Annotated in this window: 20 protein-coding genes; 13 read left to right on the forward strand and 7 right to left on the reverse strand. The window is 37.3% G+C overall.

Annotation, left to right across the window (positions count from 1 at the left end):
- Window positions 1–12 precede the first annotated feature (12 nt).
- Window positions 13–1,674, reverse strand: coding sequence for a SulP family inorganic anion transporter (locus HCB38_RS01600; RefSeq protein WP_185637352.1), 1,662 nt, complete (start codon window positions 1,672–1,674; stop codon window positions 13–15).
- A gap of 149 nt (window positions 1,675–1,823) precedes the next feature.
- Window positions 1,824–2,564 (reverse strand): MerR family transcriptional regulator, encoded by a 741-nt coding sequence (locus HCB38_RS01605; protein WP_185637354.1) that lies wholly within the window; start codon window positions 2,562–2,564, stop codon window positions 1,824–1,826.
- Window positions 2,565–2,801: 237 nt separating this feature from the next.
- On the opposite strand from HCB38_RS01605, the gene wsfD reads away from it, so the two are divergent.
- From wsfD to HCB38_RS01645, 8 genes are all read left to right on the forward strand, one after another.
- Window positions 2,802–4,277 (forward strand): glycan biosynthesis hexose transferase WsfD, encoded by a 1,476-nt coding sequence (wsfD, locus tag HCB38_RS01610; protein ID WP_185637356.1) that lies wholly within the window; start codon window positions 2,802–2,804, stop codon window positions 4,275–4,277.
- Window positions 4,270–5,766 (forward strand): DUF2334 domain-containing protein, encoded by a 1,497-nt coding sequence (locus HCB38_RS01615; RefSeq protein WP_185637358.1) that lies wholly within the window; start codon window positions 4,270–4,272, stop codon window positions 5,764–5,766. The genes wsfD and HCB38_RS01615 overlap by 8 nt, the downstream gene beginning before the upstream one ends.
- A gap of 10 nt (window positions 5,767–5,776) precedes the next feature.
- Window positions 5,777–7,027, forward strand: a complete 1,251-nt coding sequence (locus tag HCB38_RS01620; protein WP_185318037.1) for a glycosyltransferase family 2 protein — start codon at window positions 5,777–5,779, stop codon at window positions 7,025–7,027.
- A gap of 15 nt (window positions 7,028–7,042) precedes the next feature.
- A complete protein-coding gene (locus HCB38_RS01625; protein WP_185637360.1) occupies window positions 7,043–9,094 on the forward strand; it encodes a cellulose biosynthesis cyclic di-GMP-binding regulatory protein BcsB in 2,052 nt (683 codons plus the stop codon).
- A gap of 12 nt (window positions 9,095–9,106) precedes the next feature.
- Window positions 9,107–9,961, forward strand: a complete 855-nt coding sequence (locus HCB38_RS01630; protein WP_185318039.1) for a diguanylate cyclase domain-containing protein — start codon at window positions 9,107–9,109, stop codon at window positions 9,959–9,961.
- Window positions 9,962–10,631: 670 nt separating this feature from the next.
- The gene (locus HCB38_RS01635; protein ID WP_185637362.1) at window positions 10,632–11,105 is read left to right on the forward strand and encodes an Imm26 family immunity protein; all 474 of its coding nucleotides are present in this window, start codon (window positions 10,632–10,634) and stop codon (window positions 11,103–11,105) included.
- A gap of 183 nt (window positions 11,106–11,288) precedes the next feature.
- Window positions 11,289–11,558, forward strand: coding sequence for an ACT domain-containing protein (locus HCB38_RS01640; protein ID WP_185318041.1), 270 nt, complete (start codon window positions 11,289–11,291; stop codon window positions 11,556–11,558).
- Window positions 11,559–11,576: 18 nt separating this feature from the next.
- Window positions 11,577–12,932, forward strand: a complete 1,356-nt coding sequence (locus HCB38_RS01645) for a PFL family protein (protein ID WP_010990473.1) — start codon at window positions 11,577–11,579, stop codon at window positions 12,930–12,932.
- A 38-nt stretch (window positions 12,933–12,970) separates the two neighbouring features.
- Here HCB38_RS01645 and HCB38_RS01650 read toward each other — a convergent pair whose 3' ends face one another.
- On the reverse strand, window positions 12,971–13,939 hold the full coding sequence (locus HCB38_RS01650; RefSeq protein WP_160465060.1) for a LacI family DNA-binding transcriptional regulator: 969 nt from the start codon (window positions 13,937–13,939) through the stop codon (window positions 12,971–12,973).
- A gap of 171 nt (window positions 13,940–14,110) precedes the next feature.
- Here HCB38_RS01650 and HCB38_RS01655 point away from each other — a divergent pair, with 171 nt between their 5' ends.
- The 4 genes from HCB38_RS01655 (at window position 14,111) to HCB38_RS01670 (ending at window position 19,226) form a co-directional block, all read left to right on the forward strand.
- Window positions 14,111–15,433, forward strand: a complete 1,323-nt coding sequence (locus HCB38_RS01655) for a 6-phospho-beta-glucosidase (protein ID WP_003721330.1) — start codon at window positions 14,111–14,113, stop codon at window positions 15,431–15,433.
- Window positions 15,434–15,592: 159 nt separating this feature from the next.
- Window positions 15,593–16,783 carry a hypothetical protein gene (locus HCB38_RS01660; protein WP_185618714.1) on the forward strand — a complete coding sequence of 397 codons (1,191 nt, stop codon included), beginning with the start codon at window positions 15,593–15,595 and terminating at the stop codon, window positions 16,781–16,783.
- Window positions 16,784–16,807: 24 nt separating this feature from the next.
- Window positions 16,808–18,052: a Zn-dependent hydrolase gene (locus HCB38_RS01665; RefSeq protein ID WP_185318044.1), complete on the forward strand. Its 1,245-nt coding sequence runs from the start codon at window positions 16,808–16,810 to the stop codon at window positions 18,050–18,052.
- Entirely contained in the window at window positions 18,045–19,226 is a 1,182-nt protein-coding gene (locus HCB38_RS01670; protein ID WP_185637364.1) for a M20 family metallopeptidase, read from the forward strand. Before HCB38_RS01665 ends, HCB38_RS01670 begins: the two co-directional genes overlap by 8 nt.
- Before the next feature lie 45 nt (window positions 19,227–19,271).
- Here HCB38_RS01670 and HCB38_RS01675 read toward each other — a convergent pair whose 3' ends face one another.
- A complete protein-coding gene (locus tag HCB38_RS01675; RefSeq protein WP_185318046.1) occupies window positions 19,272–20,288 on the reverse strand; it encodes a tagatose-bisphosphate aldolase in 1,017 nt (338 codons plus the stop codon).
- A 236-nt stretch (window positions 20,289–20,524) separates the two neighbouring features.
- On the opposite strand from HCB38_RS01675, the gene HCB38_RS01680 reads away from it, so the two are divergent.
- Window positions 20,525–21,721 carry a serine hydrolase domain-containing protein gene (locus tag HCB38_RS01680; protein ID WP_185637366.1) on the forward strand — a complete coding sequence of 399 codons (1,197 nt, stop codon included), beginning with the start codon at window positions 20,525–20,527 and terminating at the stop codon, window positions 21,719–21,721.
- 36 nt (window positions 21,722–21,757) lie between these two features.
- On the opposite strand, the gene HCB38_RS01685 is transcribed toward HCB38_RS01680, so the two are convergent.
- The 3 genes from HCB38_RS01685 to srlE all read right to left on the reverse strand — a co-directional run bounded on the left by HCB38_RS01685 (window position 21,758) and on the right by srlE (window position 24,145).
- Window positions 21,758–22,678, reverse strand: coding sequence for an ABC transporter substrate-binding protein (locus HCB38_RS01685; protein WP_185318048.1), 921 nt, complete (start codon window positions 22,676–22,678; stop codon window positions 21,758–21,760).
- 110 nt (window positions 22,679–22,788) lie between these two features.
- Window positions 22,789–23,139: a PTS glucitol/sorbitol transporter subunit IIA gene (locus HCB38_RS01690; protein WP_185637368.1), complete on the reverse strand. Its 351-nt coding sequence runs from the start codon at window positions 23,137–23,139 to the stop codon at window positions 22,789–22,791.
- Window positions 23,140–23,158: 19 nt separating this feature from the next.
- A complete protein-coding gene (srlE, locus tag HCB38_RS01695; RefSeq protein WP_185318050.1) occupies window positions 23,159–24,145 on the reverse strand; it encodes a PTS glucitol/sorbitol transporter subunit IIB in 987 nt (328 codons plus the stop codon).
- Window positions 24,146–24,154: the final 9 nt, after the last annotated feature.

The raw sequence follows: 24,154 nt of genomic DNA on the forward strand, positions 1-24,154 counted from the left end.
CTAAGCGTTTTGTTATTTATTTTTAGCATTATAGGCATCGAGCGCGTCTTCCACGGTTTTTTTCGTATAGCCGTTATCGATAAGGTAGCCAAGATCGTGTTTTCTAAAGCTGGTTTTCAAATGATCAATGAGGTCAGCAAAGTAATATTCAATGCCTTTGTCATCAAGCCACTTTAGCAAGTCTTTCATTGATTCTGTAGCAGTTGTATCGATATTGATAATCGCACTTGCTTCAAAAATGACTAGTTTTGTATCATCTTGGACTGCTTCTTTTAAACCGTCTGCGAATTTGTTAAAGTTTCCAAAAAATAGCGATGCGCTGTATCGATAAATAACAACATTTGGAATTGGTTTTGCTTCTGGTTTACGTTTTAAATCGAAATAACCGTGGCGTCCTTCGATTACTCCAAGAATCGCAATTGGTGATTTCATCGAACGACTTACTACGTTAATGAATGATAGGAAAATCCCAAGTAGTACCCCGAAAATAACGCCAACAAAAAGGGTACCAAGTGCTGCAACAATCCAAACAGTTGCTTCACGACGGGAAACCTTGAATAAACCTTTTAACACATCTACATCAATAATACCTACAAGAGCAGCGAATACAATACCAGAAAGAACTGGTTGCGGCATATAGTAAAGTAAGCCACTTAAGAAGGCAACGATTAGCGCAATAATGGTCGCAGCAACGATAGAAACCATTTGCGTTTTACCACGAAATTGCTCATTAGCAGCAGTTCTAGATACACTGGCGCTAGCGGGAGGGCAACCAGAAAAGGCTGCAACAAAATTTGAAATTCCATAAGCGAACAGCTCACGATTATCATCAATTGTATATTTATTTCTCATTGCAAAACTCTCACTTGGTAGTAGCGAACCAGCAAAGGTAGCGATAGCACAAACCAAACCACCACCGATTGCAAGTGCCCATGAGCTAGCTCCAAAATCGGGAAGCGCAAGTGACGGGAATCCCACTGGAATCTTACCAACAATATCTACATTATATTGGTCTAACTTAAAGAAATAAGCTGCCATTGTTCCGAGTACTAAAACAACAAGCGACATTGGGATTTTTGGAATTACTTTTTTACAAGTTATAACAATAATTACTGTAACAACACCCATGGCAAATGAAATCCAATTGGACTGGAAAAATTGACCAAAAATAATGCCTAAACTAGAAAAGAAACTATCTCCACTTTCTTTTAGTCCCATTATTTTGGGGATTTGCCCCATAATAATGGAAACACTTAGTCCTGAAATGAACCCACTTAAAACTGGAGCAGATATGTATTTTGCAAAACGTCCTAATTTTAAGACGGAGAAAAGTACTAAAAAGGCTGCACAAAAAAATGCGAGAATTGGAGCTAGTGTGATGGCTTCTTTGGACCCCGCTGCAAGTCCAGCTGTACCTAAAATAATTGACCCAGTAATGGCGCTAGCTGTCGCATCTATCCCAAATATTAATTGCGGCGAACTGGCAAAAATAACATAAGCAATAACCGGCAAAAAAGATGCATATAATCCATAGATGGGCGGAAGTCCTGCTACTTGTGCGTATCCCATTGCAACAGGAATTGTCAGTGCAGCAACCCCGACGCCTGAAATAACATCATTTCGTAAATAGGATGCTTTATACCCATTTAATGAAAGCAAGATGTGTTTAAACATAAGTTCCTCCCTTTAAAACATAGTAATTTTTCTTTTGTAACATTAATTAAATCTTATACTATTTACCCTATTATAAGTTATACCAACCCTATTTTGGTGGATTAATTTAAAAAAACGATGATTTTCCTTTAAGGAAAATCATCGTTTTTTTAATTATTTTCGGCATAAACAGCCATAGCTTCTTTAAGAAAGACAGAAAGACCTTCGCCAAACTGGTCGATATTTTTAGTGAAACGTTCATCAGCCACATACATTTCTCCAAGACCTGCAAATGCTTCTAGAGAGTATAAATTCCCATGAGTATCATTTAAATATAGAAAGAATTGGTGTATGGCTTGTTGAGCTTCTTTTGAATCGGGGGCGAATTTTCTAACAGAAGCTAGCTGGCGAAATTCCTCATCAAAGCTCTCTTTTATAGCCATTTGTTCTTTTTCATTCATGTTCGTGATTTTTTCATTTGCTTGGTTTACGATTTTATCACCCCAAAGTCTTCGCGCTTCTTCTTCATATGGATTCGTTGAAAAATCAAAACCAGTAAATTTTTCTTCATTCGTCATAATTATTTCTCCTTTTTCGTTCTTGATGGTTTGGTCTAGAGTTTCGAGCATCGCTTCAATTCGCATTTTTCTCTCTACTAATAAATGGCGCTGCAAGGATAAAGCGACTTCTTTATCAAAAGTAGGATCATCAAGAATTTGCTTTATTTTTTTCAAAGGGAAATCGAGTTCTTTAAAGAAAAGAATTTGTTGTAATTTGTCGACATCTTTTTCTGAATAAATACGATAGCCGTTCCAGTCGTCTTTTTGCGGGACGAGTAGGCCGATTTTATCGTAGTGATGCAGAGTGCGCACACTTACACCAGCGAGTTCAGCTAATTCTTTTGTTTGCATGAATGATTCCTCCTTCTGATTTCCACTATAAAGTATGACGCGACGTAGTAGTCAAGAAAGTTTTTTTGTTTATTATAACTCTTTTAGTGGAAAAGTGTTGCTAATAAATAAGTTGTGCATATGAATTGTAAGAAAATAAATAAAACCATGGAAAAACTTATGACATTCTCGTATAATGGAGTGTAAATGTGTCTAATTTGTGAATGGGATTAGCGAGAATAAAAAGGGGATAGCATCATGACGGGGAAAATAAAATCCATTAGTACGTGGCTATGGCATCATCTAACACCGCAAATATTTGCGGTTATTTGTGTTTTTATCATAACTATTATTGCGCTTTTTGTGCCGCCGTATATTGGTATGGCTGATAATGGAGACTTTTTTAGAATATTCTCAAGCAATGGTTTATTTGTAAATAATGCCAATTATGACGCGTTACAATTTGGACATTTTGTGAAGGAGTTCGGGATTTATCAATATTTTAATGAAAATCAAGTTGCGATTTACTCCTCGCAAAGTATTTTCATTCAAATTGCGCTTCTTTTAAATAAAATTTTTTGGTCAACAACTGTTTTTGATGTACGTTTTTTAGGTGCTTTACAATTAGCGCTTCTTTTGCCAGCAATTTACTTACTAGTGGCTGGTTTAACGGCAAAAATGAAAGGTTGGCCTGGTTATGTTATTGCTGCGCTAACTGTCTTTATTTTCGCAGATACCGCTTATACAGCTTATTTTAATTCGTTTTTTAGTGAAGGACTTATTTTGATTATGATGCTGTATATTTCAGCGGGATTTTTACTTTTATATCAGCATAAATATAACGATTATGCCATGTTAGGCTTGATTTTTGTAGCGTCCCTTATTTTAATTACGGCCAAGCAACAAAATGCGCCAATTGCGGTTGTTATTGCAGTGTGCGGAATACTTGTGTTTTTCATCCGGAAAAATCGCGCGTTTCGGATTTCGGCTGCGGCTACTTTTTTTGTTATTTTCATGAGTGGTGTAGTGATGTATGCATTCATTCCGGGAGAGTTTGTCACGATAAATCAGTATCAAACAATGACGCGCGGTGTGCTACTTGATTCAGAAAATCCGGAGAAATCACTTGAGGAAATGGGCATGAATTCTGAATTTGCTTTACTTAAAGGAACGAATTTTTATCAAAAATATAAAATGATTGATTTAGATTCGAAATTAATGGAAAAAGAATTTTATCCTAATTATAATTTTGTCTCGGTTTTAAGTTATTATTTGGAAAATCCAAAGCAATTTGGGGAAATGCTTGATTTATCCGCGCAAAATAGTTTTTCGATTCGCCCATTTGAGATGGGGAATTTTGAAAAGGCGACAGGATATGGATTCAAAGAAAAAACACATTTTTTCTCGGCTTATAGTGATGTAAAAGAAAAATTTGCTCCAGCGAAATTCACGTTTTTGATTTTATGGGCGCTTGTTTTTCTGATTGGATACGGAGTGAGTGCGTTTAAACATTTCCGCGAGAAGAACATTCGGGGAACGCTACTCTTTGATTTAGTTGTTTTACTGATTGGTTCTGGTTTTGCAGTGATTTTAGTGACAATTGTTGGTGACGGAGAAGCGGATTTAACGAAGCATAATTTCCTGTTTAATGTTTGTTTTGACTTAACGATGTTGATTGGCGCGGCTTCATTACTCGAGTTTTATTTGAAGAAACGAGGTGAGCGGAATGCGTAAAAAAATCATTATAAGTATTCTATTTGCCTGCGTCGCTTTCGTAGTAATTGCCTATCCTCAATCAGCAAAAGCAGATAGTGATGTGGTCGTTTTTTATGATAGTTTGGCAAAAGGGACGGATAACGAAGGGAATATCGACTCGCTACTTCGGATGTTAAACAGTTTGGGAAAACGGGTGACGGTCTACTCTTGGGAAGAAAATCCGGATCTAAGTCAAGCAAGCGAAATTATCGTACTTCAAAATAAAAAGGATCAATTAACGGACAAATGGACCGAGAAACTAGCTGAAAGTAAGGCGAAAATTGCATATATAGGTGCAAATCCACCAACTTTCTTAGCGAATAAATTGCAGTTGCAAACAAAAGCGATTACAGATACTTCCATCACTATCAAAACTGAGGCAGGACTAGCGGGAAAACCTCAGTTACTGAGCGAAACAAATCTAATTACTTCCTATAAAGGAGAAGCGTTCGGCGAAATGGATGCTGCGGAAAATGGCAAAGCAGCATACGGTATTCGGTCAGGAAACTATGCATATACGCCAATATTTCAATCAAATAATACGAGTGAATTTGCGTTGATGGATTTACTTAAAGCAGTATTTGAAATTAAAACTACGACGAATCAATATGCGCTTATAACGGATGTAAATCCATTTGTTGATTTTGATTTACTAAAAAAAATGGCAGACACATTTTATGAAAAAGGGATTCCTTTTATTATAAGTGCTGGACCGGTTTTCTATAATCAAGATTTTCAAGCTGCCAAAAATTATGCAGAAATTTTACGTTATGTGCAAGCGAAAAATGGCACTATTATGATGGATGTCCCAGTCGTTACGTACGGTGATAGTCCGCCGGGAGAACTTGAAAACATTATCCAAAAATCGTTACATTTTTTCGCGAATCATGATATAGCGGCACTTGGTGTGACAGCTGAGCTATATTGGAATTTTGATAAAGTATACGGTGTTGAGGGTTTTGAACCATTTAACACAGGAGTTTTACTGCCGAACCAAAAAGTTATTCATACGACGAAAAAAAACAACGGTAGTGCTTTTGAAAAGTCGCCTTACAGTATAGCAAACGATTTTTACGCAACGACTAATGAAAAAAATTTTCCTGTTGATATAGCGGTGACTTATTCATTTTTCCAGAATGAGAAGGAGTTAAAGGCTGCTGCGAACAATCTAGCAAATGAAAACATAAGTGACTTCAGGTATAAAGATCATCAAGTAAAAACAAATAAAGATACGCTTGTTTCAAATGCTGGCTCACTTTATATCAATAATCAGTCCGTAACACTAGATGATGATTTAAAGTATATTAAAACAAATCAAGATAAAACTAAAAAACAAGCTGGTAGTTTAGAAGGATTTTTCGGCTATCAAAATACATTTTTCACGATAATTATTGTACTTTCTCTTGGAATTATTGGTGTTTTATTCATCTTTGGATACCGGCTTTATATGAAAAAATATATGAAATGAGGTGAAATAAATGGTTGTTGCAGATTATTTAGCATTATTCGCGGTGGTTTGTATTTGGGGACTTTTACTAATTAATATTGTGTTAATCGTTGCAGGATACATCTACTATCTGAAAAACGAAGCGCGTAAGGTCCCTGAAATACCAGCGGAAGTACCATTTGTTTCTGTCATGGTGCCGGCTCATAATGAAGGAAAAGTAATCGTGAAAACAGTTGAGTCACTGCTGGCTTTTGATTATCCGGTCAATCGCTACGAAATTATTGTCATTAATGATAATTCTTCGGATAATAGCGCAGAACTTCTTGCAGCTATTCAAGCAAAGAATCCAACTCGTCAGTTAAAAATTATTAATACCGATAACGTAACGGGTGGCAAAGGAAAATCCAATGCGCTTAATATCGGCTTTGCGGAAAGTCGCGGCGAACTGGTGGCAATATATGATGCTGACAATACCCCAGAACGACAAGCGCTACGAATTCTTGTCAGTGAGATTACCAATGATGCAAAACTTGGTGCGGTCATTGGTAAATTCCGAACGCGGAATCGAAATGCGAGCTGGTTAACGCGCTTTATCAATATCGAAACGCTTAGTTTTCAGTGGATGGCTCAGGCTGGTAGATGGGCGCTATTCAAACTGTGCACCATTCCAGGTACCAACTTTATTGTGAGAAGATCGCTCTTAGATGAAATTGGTGGTTGGGATGTGAAAGCAGTCGCTGAGGATACCGAAATCAGTTTCCGGATTTATATGATGGGTTACCGAATCAAATTTCAAGCGAAGGCCGTGACTTGGGAGCAAGAACCACAAACATTGCCGGTCTGGTTTAAACAGCGCTCAAGATGGGCGAAAGGTAATATTTATGTAATTTTAAAAAATGTACCACTCCTTTTCAAACGAGAAGGGAGACGTGTACGATTTGATATTTTGTACTTTTTATCAATTTACTTTTTATTATTAACTTCCTTGATTGTTAGTGATGTTTTACTTGTATTATATGCGCTTGGACTTGTACATACGACACTTGCTGGCCTTAGCGGGGCGCTTTGGTTGCTGGCTATTTTACTTTTTGTCGCTGGTACTTTTATTACGCTCACTACTGAAAAAGGGGAAATTAGTTTTTCAAATCTGTTATTTATTATGTTGATGTATGTGACGTATTGCCAGCTTTGGATGGTGGTCGCCGCATATGGGTTCTTTATTTTCTTAAAAGATACTGTACTAAAAAGGGAAACCAAATGGTATAAAACCGAGCGTTTCTAAAAAGGAGAGTGCCTAATGAAAAAATTAGCTGTTATGGGGCTGCTTGTTTTCGCCGTACTATTTCTGTATAGGCCAGACGTTTTCGCAGCAGATAAAAATTATCAAACCGTTTTTGGAACAGATAAAACCGCTCAAGGAAAATTCACGACAACCAAACAAAACTTCACTGTGGAGAATTATTGGGACGTGTCAAACGCAAACGTGAAACTTGTATACACGATTACCCAACTGAGTGAAAGAGAAGTTTCCACAATGACTTTAAAAATTAACGATGCTGCTTTTTACTCATTTAAACCTGATAAAACCGACAAAGGGACGAAACAAATCGAAGTCGAAATTCCAAAAGATAAATTAAAAAAAGGTGTTAACGTTCTATCCATTGAAAGTTTTGTCTACACAGATTTACCAGATGGTCGTTGTACGATTGATGATACGCCTGCCAATTGGCTACAATTCGACAAAACCAGTGCGGTAAATGTCTCTTATTCCGATAAAGCTTTTCAAAATACGGTCGCTGATTTTGGCGAACGCTTCACAGGAATTGATACCGTGAAAAGTGGACAAGGTGTGGTAGCTGTCATGAAAAAAGCCGATGACGCAGAACTTGGCGCAGCGCTTGAAGGCCTTTCTGGATTTTCAGCAGCGAATACGTTAGAAGATAAAAATATTACTTTTGGTCAGTACGAAGAAGCAAAAACACGCGATGGCAAAAACTATGTCGTCCTTTTTTCCAGCTATAACAATTTACCAAATGACCTAAAATCACAAATTAAAGACGATCAAAAACTAGAAAAGCAAGCACTTTTCCAAGTGGTGAAAGTAGGAAACACTAATACGCTTGTGATCACTTCTAAATCAAATGATGCCCTTAAAAAAGCAGGGAAATTAGTTGCCAACCAAAATTACTTAAGTCAACTAGGAGCAAATACTAAATGGCTAACAACGGATGAACAAATTGACACACCGGCCAACAATATCGATAAAAATACTAAACTCACAACAACTGGCGATAAACTAAAAGGAATCGGTCACATCACGCAAGATTATTTCATCAGTATGCCTGCAAATCGAAGTGCCTCAACAGGAACAGAGGTATCGCTTGATTTCAGATACGCCCAAAACCTCGATTTTGAGCATTCCTTAGTAACCATCTTAGTCAACGGAAAACCAATCGGAAGCCAAAAACTTTCTGCCAAAAAAGCAAATAGTGATAAAGTAACTTTCCAAATTCCAAGCGATTTAAATGTAAAAGGTGATTTTTCTGTTACAGTTGCCTTTGATTTAGTTTTAACAAATAATTATTGTGGTTTTATTGCAGATTCCGAAATTCCATGGGCGTATATCACACCAGAATCTACCATTAATCTGAATACTAGCGAAGAAACAGACTTGTTATTTGAACAATATCCATATCCATTCGTTACCGGTGGAGATTTTAACAATGCAGTTGTCGTTGTTCCAGACGAATTAACGACGGAAGATACCGTTTCATTAGCAAATATTTTCAATTTACTGGGTCGTTTCCATGATGGAAATAGAGGTAATCTAACTGCTGTACATGCTGCAAACTGGAAAAAGCCAAAAGAAGGATCGAACGTTATCGCAGTGGGAACAATGAACAATAATCCAGTCATAAAAAATGCTAATGACGACCTATATTTCCAGTACAACAAATCAGGTAGTTATTTCCTTTCCAACGAAAAAATCTCGATTGAAAAAAATTACGGCAAACAACTTGGTAGTGTGCAACTGATTACTTCTGGTGGCGTACCCGTTCTCGCAGTCACTGGTCCGGGCGCTAAACAAACAGAGCTTGGTTCAGATTTAATCGCCACAAAAGCTAATTTAGCTAAAATCTACGGAGATGGCGCTATTGTTGATAATGACAACACAATCCACTCTTATAGGTTCAAAAAAGCAGCAGATACAAAAGAAGAAAGTTTTGGGACAAAAATTAGTAATAACAAAGAAGTAACTGTGTTTGGGGCATTCGCTCTTCTCACTGCTGTTATCCTAATAGTTGCTGTCTTACTAATCTTGCGTAAATATCGCCGGAGCCGGAAGTGAGGAGAAATAAACATGAAAAAAATAACGAATAACTTATTTGCAGATATCGGCTTTTTATTTTTCATTTTGCTTTGTTTCATCACGATTGGCTTTATGATTAATACGCCAGATGAATATTTGCGAAACATTATATTGTTAAATATTACTTTTTTACTTGTGATTATCACCTATTTTACGAACTTAACGCTTGGTTTGATTTTAAATATCCTCTATATCTTCATTTATGCGACTTACATTATTTATGAAATTGTTGCAAATCAAATAGCATATGGTATTGGAAGTTACTACTGGCTTATTATTACGCCACTTTTTACGGTAGCGAGCGCGATGTTTACAAGAAATACATCCAGACTACAAGAAGAAAATACGAAAATCAAACAGCAAAACTTATATTTAGGAACCATCGATCAAGAAACTTTACTTAAAAATATCGTTTCTTTCCAAAATGACGAGCGCATTTTTTCCAGCATTTCGCGTCGTTATGATTTACCATTATCACTGATGGTTATCAAAGTTCGCCACTGGCGCGAATTGAAACGATTCCAAAACGAAGATGAAATGCGCCTGGCACTGCAAGATATTTCGGCGGTTTTAGAGACTTGTATCCGTACGAGTGATGTTCTTTATTTGCTAGATAAGGACGATGCCACTTGGGGGCTCTTGCTTTTAACAGATGAGCCAGGCGGGAAATTAGTTGCTGACCGAATTAAAAGCCGCATAGCTGAAGCCAACACTGAAGAATTTGCTGCGAAGTACCGTGTGAAGCTAGAACTTCGAATTGGAACGAGTCAATTTGATAGCGAAAAAGTGAAGACACCACTTGATTTTATTGATTTAGCAACAAAAGAATTAGAATATGACGTGTAAAATAGAGAGTTGCCTTCTATAATAGGAGGTAACTCTCTATTTTATTGGCGGAAGTCTATGAGGGCTATGGCATAATAGCAATTACAAATTTAGAGAAGAAAATGAATAAGATTATCTTTCAAAGAATGAGCTTTGATTCTAGCAACATAAACATGAAAATTTTTTGTGGAAGTTCGGTATTGCTTCATTTATAATTAATTTGTGCAGATAGAAGATTACCATAGCTGCTAAAATATTTTTAAGTGCTATACATTATTCATTTAAAATTAATGGTTATACTGATTTAAATTATGCTGTTTGTATATCAATTGAAATTAAGGATTTTAAAAATCAATGTATGTATATTTATCTTTAGTGTCACCATATATTTTCTTATTTTATGAAGGGAAGGTAATTGTTCGTAATGATGATATTAATCAAAATCTGACTAATCTTATATAAATATTGGATTTTTATAGCTTTGTGTTATTGGATAAAAATGACCTTTTATATGAATTTGATATAGATACGGACTCCCTTTGATGCGAAGAGAAAAAAGGTATCAGTTTTGGGGTTGTTATTTTCATTTAGTTTATTAGTTAATTAAGAGTACATACTTGAGATAAATTGCGATTTTATAGGAAATAATAAATTACAAAAAATAGTTGAAAAGTTTAGGAGTAAAATCGAAATGAATAGGAAAAAAATAGGTTATGGTTCAATCATAGAAATCCCCCTTCCTGATGGACGTTTTGCGTATGGGCTATTATTTAAAGATTCCATTATTGGTATATATAATATTATTTCTGAAATTAGAGTTTTACCGGAAAACATTGTTAATCATGAGCTTAAATTATATAAAGGTTGCAATGAATCTCTAATAAAAAATGGAACATGGCCGGTTATTGGGAGCATTGAACTAGATGATGAAGAGGTACACGCTCCAGATTTAGCATATTACGTGGAATGGTTACCTGAGGAAAGTGTGGAGCGCTCAGCAATAAATAGAAAAGAAAAAACAGTTATAGTAGAGAAGGAATACTACATATATCTAGTGAGAAAAGGATACACTCTCAGCACATTTAATAAACCGGAGCAACTGCCTCAATGGATATTGGAACATTTGGAAAACTGGCCAGATTTTCAAATGCCCAAAAACATTTAAGAAGTAAATAGCACAAATGTTAAAACCATATAATGATAGATACAGTTAATACCCATCTTTTAGAAAACAAAAAATGATTTGGGGATGTAGTTAACTTGTTTGTATCAGGTGTTTTCTTTTTCACAAGATTTAAATTTTTTATGCTATAATGGAACGTATTAACGAACTAAAGGAGTGTTGGATGTGAGAGCTGTACTTACTGTAATTGGAAAAGATAATGTGGGTATTGTCGCAGGTGTTAGTAATAAATTAGCTGAACTGAACATCAATATTGTGGATGTATCTCAAACAATTATGGACGGATATTTTACGATGATGATGATGTGCGATATTAGCCAAATTACGAAAGAATTTGATGAAGTAAAGGCAGAATTAGCTGGAAAAGGTGAAGAACTCCAAGTAAAAATACATATTCAACGGGAAGAAATTTTTAACGCAATGCATAAACTTTAGGATGGAGGCGATTCTAGTATGGAAACAAACCAAATTTTAGAAACAATACGTATGATTGAAGAAGAGAAGCTAGACATCCGAACAATTACCATGGGGATTTCTTTGCTAGATTGTATGGACGGCGACGGTGAAGTAGCTAGAAAGAAAATCTACCAAAAAATCGTGACAAAAGCGCGCAATTTAGTGGCTGTTGGTGAAGCGATTGAATCTGAGTTTGGTATTCCAATCATCAATAAGCGAATTTCTGTCACACCCATTGCGATTATAGCTGGCTCAAGCGCTGACACTGACTATGTAGAATTTGCTAAAACACTCGATGCAGCCGCAAAAGAAGTTGGCGTGAATTTTATTGGGGGCTATTCCGCACTCGTTCAAAAAGGCTACACGAAAGGTGACGAAATCCTGATTCGCTCGATTCCCCAAGCACTCGCACAAACGGAACGCGTATGCTCATCGGTCAATGTTGGCTCGACTAGAACAGGAATCAACATGGATGCTGTCCGTCAAATGGGTGAAGTAATCAAAGAAACTGCGGACTTAACAGCGGATACGCAAGGACTAGGATGTGCGAAACTCGTTGTATTTGCCAATGCAGTCGAGGATAATCCTTTTATGGCTGGAGCATTTCACGGTGTTGGTGAAGCTGACTGTGTTATCAATGTCGGCGTCAGTGGTCCTGGTGTTGTGAAGCGCGCTATCGAAAAAGTAAAAGGCGAACCATTTGATATTGTTGCCGAAACAGTGAAACAAACAGCTTTCAAAATTACTAGAATGGGTCAACTCGTTGGGCAAGTCGCTTCTGAAAAACTCGGCGTTCCTTTTGGAATTGTTGATTTATCACTTGCGCCAACTCCGGCGATTGGAGATTCGGTCGCACACATTTTAGAAGAGATGGGTCTAGAAATGGTTGGAACGCATGGTACAACGGCTGCGTTAGCACTATTAAATGATGCGGTGAAAAAAGGCGGCGTCATGGCTTGCGGTCACGTTGGCGGATTATCAGGTGCATTTATTCCAGTTTCTGAGGATGCGGGGATGATTGAAGCCGTTCAACAAGGCGCCCTTAATCTTGAAAAGCTAGAAGCGATGACGGCAATTTGCTCAGTTGGACTTGATATGATTGCCGTACCAGGTGACACCACCGCCGAAACATTAGCTGCGATGATTGCGGATGAAGCTGCAATCGGCGTGATTAACAATAAAACAACCGCTGTCCGAGTAATTCCGGCGAGCGGCACCAAAGTTGGCGATATGGTCGAATTCGGTGGCTTACTTGGAACGGCACCAGTAATGCCAGTAAACGGTAAATCTTCCGCTAGTTTTATTGCACGCGGTGGTCGAATCCCAGCACCAATTCATTCATTTAAAAATTAACAAAAAGGTTTCCTCGCAAATTTACGAGGAAACCTTTTTTATGTCGTTTTTCTTTCTACTAAATGGAAATCTAAATCAAGCAGTGGCAAGTTGCTTCCAAATAATTGATTCATAATGAGCGTAAAAGCATTTTCAGCCTGTAAATTTACCGGATAATGAATCGTTGTAATATCAAGCAAATGCGCCACTTCCATATTATCAAACCCACAAATCGCAAAATCTTCCGGGACACTGTAACCAAGCCGTCTAGCTTCCGTGAGTAGGCCCGCCGCAAAATAATCGTTTGGCGTTAAAAATGCATCGGGTTTATGCTCAGTCTCACTCCACCAATGCGCAATCTTTTCCCCGTCTTGTCGCGAACCTTGCCCATAAAATTGTCTAAACTCATGCGGATCAAGCTCATAACGCGCACAAAAGTCTTTAAAAGCAAGCATGCGACTTTGCGTATTAAGTCCGGTCGTATTCCCGTAGACATTCACAAATTTTCGGTAGCCTTTTGCATACAAGTGTTCTAGTGCAAGCGTATAGCCATCATATTGATTCATAAATACAGAAGGGATTTTTTCACTTTCGACACGTTGCCAAGTGACAATTGGACCATATTTTGTATAATGCTCAATCGTTTTCCAATCATTTGACCGAATCACAAGTACGAGCGCATCGATTTGTTTTTGGCGCAGCATTTCTAAAGCTTCCAGTTCTTTATCCGGATCAATCCGTGTCATAAACAAAGTGACGTTATAGCCATGCTCTTGCGCTATCATCGTAAAACTTTTTAAAAATACATTAAGTGAATCTGTAAAGCTAGGAATGACCATGCCTATTAGCTTCGTAGCTCCTTTTTTTAAGGATACAGCATTTATATTCGGAACATAATCTAGCTGATCAATTATAGTCTGGACACGTTTTCTCGTTTCGTCACTCACATAGTCGCGATTATTAATTACCCGTGAAACTGTCGCTGATGAAACACCTGCTAGTTTCGCGATTTCTTGTATATTTGCCAATTACAAAACACCTCGATTTCTCGTAGCTCTGTAATTAGTATACCAAAAAAGCCCGCCAAATAGCCAGTTTAGATAAATTTAAAATAAGTGCTTGACCTGTAATGCATTACATGAATTATGATGAATTAGAAGAAAAGAAAACGCTTTAAAATTCTAGGAGGTAAGTATATTATGAAAAAAGGTGTAAAAATCGTTACAATTGGTGGGGGTTCTAGTTACACACCGGAACTTGTTGAAGGATTTATTAAACGCTATCATGAACTTCCAATCAGAGAACTTTGGCTAGTAGATATTGAAGCTGGCCGTGAAAAATTAGAAATCGTTGGTAATATGGCAAAACGTATGGTCAAAGCAGCAAACATTGACTGCGAAGTACATTTAACACTTGACCGTCGTGAAGCTCTAAAAGATGCTGATTTTGTTACAACACAATTTCGTGTTGGTTTATTAGACGCTCGTATTAAAGATGAAAGAATTCCACTTAGTCACGGCATCATCGGTCAAGAAACAAACGGAGCAGGTGGGATGTTTAAAGCATTCCGTACTATTCCTGTTATTCTTGGTATTGTAGAAGATATGCGCGAACTTTGCCCAGATGCATGGTTAATTAACTTCACTAACCCAGCTGGAATGGTTACAGAAGCAGTTCTTCGTTACGGTAACTGGGATAAAGTTATCGGCCTTTGTAACGTGCCAATCGGAGCAGTGAAAAGCGCTTCAGACGTGTTAGAAAAACCAGAAGAAGACTTATTCTTCAAATTCGCGGGAATCAACCATTTGCACTGGCACCGCGTATTTGACAAAGATGGTACCGAATTAACAGAAAAAGTGATCGACGGTCTTTACGCACCAGATGCAAATCCAGGAAAAGTCGTTGAAAACATTAAAAACATGCGCTTCTTATATGAGCAAGTTAAACATCTAAAAATGCTTCCATGTCCGTACCACCGTTACTACTACATGACGGATGCGATGCTTGAAGAAGAACTGGCATCTTTCAAAAACGAAGGTACTCGCGGAGAAGTCGTGAAAAAACTAGAAGACAGCTTATTCGAATTATATAAAGATCCAAATCTTGATTACAAACCAGAAGAATTATCCAAACGCGGCGGCGCACACTACAGTGATGCAGCTTGTGAAATCATCAATTCCATTTACAACAACAAAGGTACCGTAATGGTAGTATCTACTCGTAATAATGGCGCAATTGATGATGTTCCTTATGATAGTGCAGTAGAAATCACAAGTGTTATTCGTGCGCACGGTGCCGAACCAATCAACTTCGGTAAATTCCCACCAGCACAACGCGGCTTACTACAAGTAATGAAATCCATGGAAGAATTGACTATCGAAGCAGCAGTAACAGGCGATTATGCAACAGCGCTTCAAGCATTTACTTCCAATCCACTTGTTCCTAGCGGCGACTTAGCAAAAACAATTCTAGATGAAATGTTAGAAGCACACAAAGAGTTCTTACCACAGTTCGCTAAATAATAAAAAAAGTGATTCCAATTAGTTGGAATCACTTTTTTTATTAGTGTTTTAATTATTACAGAATTTAAAAATTAATTTGACTGACAATTCGATTTGTAGTAATATTTTAAAAATAAAACATAATTAGAAAAAGTCAAAAAATTAAAAAGGGGTTTTTACATGTCACAGATGTTAGCTTTCGTAATTGTCGTACTAATTTTATTTATTGGGGATGTGGTTGCCACGCGAACAAAAGCATGGGTGCCCTCCGTTTTTGTATGTGCTATCTTATTCTTATTTGGATATTGGACATTTTTCCCAAGTAATATTGTCGAAATTGCAGGTATTCCACCGATTGTAGCGACGCTTTTAATGTATCTATTAATTACTAATATGGGAACATTGCTATCGGTTCGTGAACTTATGAACCAATGGAAGACGATTTTAATTGCTCTTTCTGGAATCTTGGGGATTTTAGCTTTACTATTTACGATTGGGACACTACTATTTGATTTTAAAACGGTTGTAGTTGTTGCACCACCGCTAGTTGGTGGGGTTGTTTCTTCCCTTATTATGTCGGAAGCCGCAAAAGCAGCCGGACTAGTTAGTTTATCAGTATTAGCAATTTTAATCTACGTTATGCAAGGATTTGCGGGATATCCACTTACTTCGATTATGTTGAAAAAAGAAGGTAGCCGCATGCTTTCTAAATATCGTTCAGGTGAATGGAAGCCAACCAATGAAGTCGCTCAAGTGGATGGCTCGGATAACCATGAGACACCTCGAATGTTTAGAAAAATTCCAGATAAATATAATACGAGCTATTTTAAATTTTTACGTCTTGGATTAGTTGGCTTTTTAGCTTATGGATTATCTGTTTTAATTGATCCTATTTTGACAATTAGCCCATTTGTTCTTTGTTTATTGTTTGGTGTTATTGCGACATCAATAGGATTTTTAGAGCGTCAGCCATTACAAAAAGCGAATGGATTCGGTTTTGCCATCATGGGTTTAATGTTGTTTATATTTGATGGTCTAAAAAATGCCACTCCACAAATGTTGCTAGATTTGATGTGGCCAATGTTTGGAACAATTGTTATTGGTGTAATAGGAATGTACATTTTTTCCTTTATCGTTGGGAAGGTCTTAGGAGTTAGTAAAGAGCTAGCTTTCGCAGTTTCACTTACTGCTTTGTATGGGTTCCCAGCAGATTATATTATTACAAATGAAGTTATTAATTCACTTACGACCGACCAAAAAGAGCGAGATGCACTCACTAGCCACATGTTACCGCCAATGCTTGTTGCTGGTTTTATCACTGTTACGATTGTTTCAGTTGTTCTAGCGGGCATTTTTGTAGGATTCCTGTAAAATAGAAAAGGGGAGGAATGCTTAGTGCAAACAAATCTTGAACGAATTAAAAATCACCTTGAAAATTTAGATGTCTATACAGCGACTCCAGGTCAAGGAACTACTCGCCTTACATATAGTAAAGAGGACCTCGGCGCACGAAATTATTTAAAAAGTGAGATGGCAAAAGTGGGGCTTACTGTTTCAGAAGATGCTATTGGAAATATTTATGGACGACTAGAAGGTGCAAATCCAGACTTACCAGCTGTTATGGTTGGTTCTCATTTTGATTCTGTTCCAAATGGAGGTGCTTTTGATGGCCCAGCTGGTGTTATAACTGGGCTTGAAGTAGCTAGTGTTTTCCATGAACAACACATAAAGCCATATTTTCCACTTGAAATCATTGCAATGGTTGAAGAAGAGGGCTCTCGTTTCGGGGCAGGTCTTCTTGCCTCGAGAGCGATTACGGGAAAAGTCACAAAAGAAATGCTACATGAAATGAAAGACATGGCTGGTATTACAGCCGCAAAAGCCATGGCAGACATGGGATTTGATGCAAATAAAGTAGATACAGTTATTCGGTCAAAAGATTCAATCAGAGCTTTCATCGAGCTACATATTGAACAGGGACCAGTTCTAGAAAATGCAAATGAAGACGTTGCGTTAGTCGATACTATTGTCGGTCTAACTGAAATAAAAGTAACGGTAAAGGGTCAGGCTGGTCACGCTGGCACCACACCCATGCTTGGTAGAAAAGACGCACTAGTTGCGGCAGTCCAAATTATTAGCGAACTGCCAGAAATTGCTATCCAAGAAGGAGGCGGAACTGTTCTCACAATTGGTAAACTAAACGTCTACCCAAATGGGGCGAATGTAATTCCGGATAAAGTCGTTTTCACCGTGGATATTCGAGCAAAAGATGAAACGCATGTCCAGAATACATTAAAAAAAGCAAAAAAAATTATCCAATCTGCCACAAATGATAGTATTAGTTGCGAAATAGAGGATATGCTTTATGAAAGACCAACCAATTTATCAAAGGAAATTCATCAAGCTTTAACCGAAAGTGCTAATAAACTTGGATTTAACTATCGAACAATGGTTAGTGGAGCCGGTCACGATGCAATGATTTTTGCTAATTTAACTGATGTAGGGTTAATTTTCGTGCCTAGTCATAATGGTATAAGTCATGCGCCAGAAGAATGGACTGATTATGATAAACTTCAAAAAGGAATCGAAGTCGTTTTGGAAACTGTAAAAAAATGGACGGAGGAAAGCACGAATGAATAATATAATAAAACAAACTATTTTAAATAAAGAAGAAGAGATGATTGCCTTCCGCCGCGATTTGCATATGTATCCAGAATTACAATGGCAAGAATTTCGAACAACCGACCAAGTAGCTAAAGAATTAGATAAACTCGGAATCGCATACCGGCGAACCACCCCAACAGGTTTGATTGCCGATTTAAAAGGTAAGAAACCCGGAAAAACTGTAGCTTTACGTGCTGATATGGATGCGCTACCTGTCCAAGAGCTTAACCAAAATCTCCCTTATAAATCGACAGAAGACGGTAAAATGCATGCTTGTGGACATGATTCTCATACATCAATGTTGCTAACCGCGGCGAAAGCACTCGTAGAAGTAAAAGACGAGCTACCAGGAACAGTTCGTTTCATTTTTCAACCATCTGAAGAAAATGCAGAAGGTGCGAAAGAAATGGTTGCTCAAGGAGCGATGGAGGGTGTGGGCCACGTGTTTGGAATGCATATCTGGTCCCAAACTCCAAGTGGGAAAATATCATGCGTAGTCGGCTCGTCATTCGCTTCCGCAGATATCATTCAAATTGATTTTAAAGGTCAGGGTGGCCACGGAGCAATGCCGCATGACGCAATTGACGCAGCAATGATTGCTTCTTCATTTGTTATGAATCTTCAAGCTATTGTAGCGCGGGAAACAGATCCTCTCGACCCAGTCGTTGTTACAATTGGAAAAATGGAAGTTGGCACACGGTTCAACGTTATTGCTGAAAATGCTCATTTGGAAGGAACACTTCGCTGTTTTAATAATGAGACACGTGCTAAAGTAGCCAAATCAATTGAACATTACGCTAAACAAACCGCCGCTATTTATGGAGGAACAGCTGAAATGGTATATAAACAAGGGACCCAACCAGTTATCAATAATGAAAAAAGTGCACTACTTGTTCAAAAAACAATCTCTGAATCATTCGGTGAAGATGCCCTTTATTTTGAACGGCCAACTACGGGAGGAGAAGACTTTAGTTATTTCCAAGACGAAGCTCCTGGAAGTTTTGCGCTTGTTGGTTCGGGTAATCCTGAAAAAGACACAGAATGGGCACACCATCATGGTCGCTTTAATATTGACGAAAGTGTCATGAAAAATGGCGCCGAACTATATGCTCAGTTTGCCTATAATTATTTAAATCAAGATGAGTTTTAATAAAAAAGCCTCCAGTTAATAATTTAACTGGAGGCTTTTTGGATATTATTGTTTTTCTACTACGTGAACATCTTCAAAAGAACCATATTTTGTCCACCAAGGAACGGCACCTTCATCAAGCAATTTATCAAGAGAAGTAATATTTTCTTTCCCTTGCGTACGAAGCCATTCGCGTAAAGCATCATCGCCTTGTTTGCCATACACTTCGATACCATCAGCCCAAGTTGCACGACCACAAAGTACACCACTATATTGTACATTATGTTGATTAGCAAATTGGATTGTTTTATGGAACATATCAGAAGTTACGCCAGCACTTAGATAAATAAATGGAAGCGGGCTTAAGTCAGAGCATTCTTCAAAATGACGAGCTGCTTCATCTTGCGTATAAGCTACTTCACCTTCAGCAAAACCTTCGACATATTTGAAGTTTACTGGAACTTCAAGTTTAAGTACATCCACACCATAACGAGGTTTAGAGAATTCTTTAATAGATGCTTTTACTTTCGCTGGTTTTAATTTAGCGTAATCTAAAGAACCGGAATCAGTAACTTTTGCATCATAAGTAATCGGCTCTAAGAAAAATGGAATATCAACTGCACGACATTCTGCTCCAATTCTTTCTAAAAAGGCATATTTGATTTCATTAATTTCAGCAGGTTCATCTGGATCATAATAAACAAGAATTTTAACAGCATCTCCGCCATTTTCTTTAATACGAAGTGCTGATAAATCTTCAATTAAATCAGGAAGTTTACCAGGAGTAGTTGCGTCATATCCTGTTTTTTCATAAGAAGTTAGAAGACCGCTACCTTCATGACGAGCTTTGATTGCTGGAGTACCATATTCTAAATCAAGCAAAATAGCGGAAGCATAAGGTGTCAGTTCTTCAGAAACAAGTTGTTTGAAGTCTTCCACATCTTTTTTATTTTCTGTTCCTTTTGCTTGTTGAATCATTTTCTTTAGTGAGCCACGTTGGTCAATAGCAAGTGCTGCAATGACACCTTTATCGTTGGAGAGTCTTTGTAAACCATCAAATTTACCTTTTGTTATTTGTACCATTTTTATCTAGTCTCCTTTATAGCAATTTATCGTTGCTTATATCAATTTGTCCATCCTTAGTATACCACTTAAAAGTTTTTTTAAAACATAGGTATATTTCCATATTGATTTATTTTAGATAATAAATTACGATGTATGTGGAGTGTTAGGTATTATTAGAAATTTGGGATAATTTCTTTTAATACATTCTCTTTTGGGAAGTCAGTAAGTGATTAGACTAGACCAGGAGTGATGAAATGAATCGACGCGAAAGACGTAAACGTAAAAGACGCAAGAACATGATTATCGTGTTGAGTACTGTACTTATACTTTTTTTTATGGCTACTAGCTGGATGGTTTTTGAATTTAAAAGTAAAGAACAACAAACAGTATCCGCACCAACAAAGAAAAAAGCAGCTACAGCGACTACACCAAATGAAAAACCGACTACCAAAAAAGCTGAGAAGCCAAAAGAGCCGGAAAATGTAGAAGAAAAACCTAAAGAAACAATAGTTAATAACAAAGCAATTGATACCTATTTACAAGAAATCGGATTTAGTGGTTCAGCCCTAATTATTCGTGACGGCCAAATCATTATACAAAAAGGGTATTTGTTTGCTAATCGAGAAACACAAGAATTAAACACGCCAGATACATTATATTATATCGGTTCTTCTCAAAAGGCGATAATAGCAACAGCCTTATTACAATTAGAAGAAAAAGGTAAAATAAGTACAAATGATCCTATATCGAAGTATTTGCCTGATTTTCCTAATGGTAATAACATCTTAATTAAAAATTTTTTGAATCATACCTCTGGAATTGTCGGACGTCCGCAAGTATCTGGGAATGTGACGCCAGAACAATTAGTTGCAGCTATTGAGAAGCGTGGAATTAAATCACCACCTGGGAAATGGGACTATTTGGATGCAAATTATACTATTATGGCGTATCTCGTAGAAAAAGTTAGCGAGAAACCACTCGCCGTTTATTTGCAAGAAAATATATTTGAACCAGCAAAAATGAAACATACTGGATACTTTCAAAAAGATGTTGATGGGGGAAAAAACATATCAACAGGCTACAAAATAGATGAAAATGGAGTTTATCAAAATCCAGCATTAGTAAATTTAACGAAATTATATGGATCAGGGGACATAAGTATGTCTACTACGGATATGTATTTATTCGATAAAGCATTAATGGATAAAAAGTTAATTTCAGAAGCAAGCTTAAAAAAAATGTTCACACCGGGCAGTAAATCTAATTATGGTATGGGATTTTATGCGGATCCTGGAAGCTATAATAGTCACGGGGTTTTAACTGGTTGGGATGTTTCTAATAGCATGAGCCATACTGGTAGAACTTATGTAATCTTATTTTCTAATGTTCAAAATAAGATTGCCTCCTTTGGAAAAGTGAATAATCACATTTATAGTTTATTAAATAAATAAAAGAACTCGATTCTGTTAGCAGAATCGAGTTCTTATTTATTTACTAGTAATTTGTTTTACTGCATCTTCCATTTGATAAAGTTGAGCAGCAGCACTATAGTCACTCCATTTAGTGTTGTCTACTTTATATACTTGATTTTTTTTCACAGCTGGAATATCTTTCCAAACACCGTTAAGCATTTCGTCTACAGACTTTTCATTACCATCTGTAGGCATTAAGATAAATAAACGATCTGCACCTGCTGCATATTCAGGTATAGCTTCACTTGAAATTGCTTTTGTTTCTTTGTTGGATTTAGCTCCATCAGTAGGAGTAAAACCAGCCCCAGAGAATAAGCCATCAAATACTTTAGCATCATGAACATAGATTTCTTTGCCGTAGAATTGAATCACAGCAGCTTTTTCGTTCTCCACGCCAGCATCTTTTAACGTTGCCTTAGCTTCTTTAGAACTTTGAGCGTAATCTTTGTCCCATTTTTCTTTCTCTTCTTTTTTATTTAAGAGATTTGCGATATTAGAAAGTTGTTTGTCCGGAGTATCACCGAAATGCGAGATGTAAACTGGTGCAACTTTTTCTAAATTCTCTAAAAGATCTTTTTGGTAATCACTAATAATAATTAAGTCTGGTTTTAAATTAGCGATTTTCTCAATACTAGGTTTGTCATTACCAACACTTTCTGTCCCTTTAGTTGCCTCAGGGTATGTAGTGATGTAATAATCAGTTGTACCAACAGGTTTAACGCCAAGAATTTCCATTTCACTTACGTTTTGAAGTGCGACAATTCTTTTTGGCGTAGTTGGAACTTCTACTTTGCGGTCCGTTGTATCAGTGACCGTTTTTGTTGCGGATTCCTTTTCTTTGCTTGAGTCTTTATCCGAAGAACTGCCACAAGCGGTTAGAACTACTGCTAAAAGAACAGTCATCAAAATAGCAGCCCATTTATGCTTTTGGTACATTTTGTATTTCCTCCCTAATTGAAAATGATTTTCATTATCGTTATAAAAGTAATTATATCGAAAACAGGGAGGATTGACAAGGTGAAAGATAACACATTTTTTTCAGGGGTTTAAAATTGAATACTGTCACCCACTGTAATCGTTGGGAAAATTTCTGGAGAAACAACCACTGCTCCTGGTAAAACTTCATTTTGTCCTGAGCGGAAATAAATAGAAATATGACCAAGTTCTTCGAGGTTTTTGTTAGCTTCTGTGCCGACTTCTTCTATTATATACGCTTGTTTGCCGATTAGTAATGTATTCCCTTTAGATAGGGTGTTATTTGGTGGATCTTGGAATTCGTGAATAACCGATATTTCGCGCAATTCATTAGTAGCTGTTGGTCCGAATAAGATAACGATTTTTTCTTCTTCAAAAGCAGGGACAAGTGGTCCGATTTCAATAATTTTACTTATAGTCATAGCAAGTTCCTCCTAAAAATTAATACATACCGATACTGAATACCCAAGCGATAACAACAGCAAGGACACCAGTAATCATTCGACTATAAAGAATGGCTGGAACACCGAACTGAACTGTTTTTGGCTTAGCTTCTGCAAGAGATAGTCCTACTGGAATAAAGTCGCAACCAGCTTGAGCATTAATCGCAAATAGTGCTGGTAAGGCGTAAGTAACTGGTATAGCACCAATTGCAATTTGAGAACCAATCAGAACGCCAATTACTTGAGCAATAACTGCTCCGGGACCGAGAATTGGTGAAAGAAAAGGCAAACTACAAATAAATGCAATTAATAACATTCCCCACAGGGATCCAGCTAAAGGAGAGAGCGTATTCGCAATTAATTTCCCAATGCCGGTGTAATTAATAATACCGATAATCATACTAATAAATGCCATAAAAGGGATAATGTTTTTAATGAGCATATCCACAGAATCACGTCCTGCTTGATAGAACACCCCCATTGCTTTACCAATACCGCGAGAAAATTTCACGAGGAAACCTTCCTTTAGTTCGCTTGCTTCTTTTTGGTCTTCTTTAATTTTGGCATAATCTTCTTTGAACTTTTCTCTGTCAAATGGTTTTCCAGTTTCAGCGCTTCTATTTCGAAGTTCAATATCTTCAGGTTTGACGCCAGAAACAAAAATATCTTCTGTAATATGTTTTGCGAGGGGGCCTGATGGGGAAGAAGGGAGAACATCAATGGTTGGGATACGTTTCATCGGATAGACGCCAATTCTCGCAGTACCACCACAATCAATAACAACGCACATCATTTCTTCTTCAGGAATCGAGTTTTTAAAGCCATCCACGGCTTCAGCGCCAGATAATTCAGCAATTTTCAGTGCTACGGGATGAATACCACCACCAGTAATAGAAACAACTTTTGTTCTCGGTTCGCTCGGAGTAATATCTAGTCCAGCTCCCCAACCACCTTGACCTTTGTTCACATGAATTGATTGATACATTTAATTTGC

It is taken from the genome of Listeria farberi (assembly GCF_014229295.1).
Taxonomy (GTDB): Bacteria; Bacillota; Bacilli; order Lactobacillales; family Listeriaceae; genus Listeria; species Listeria farberi.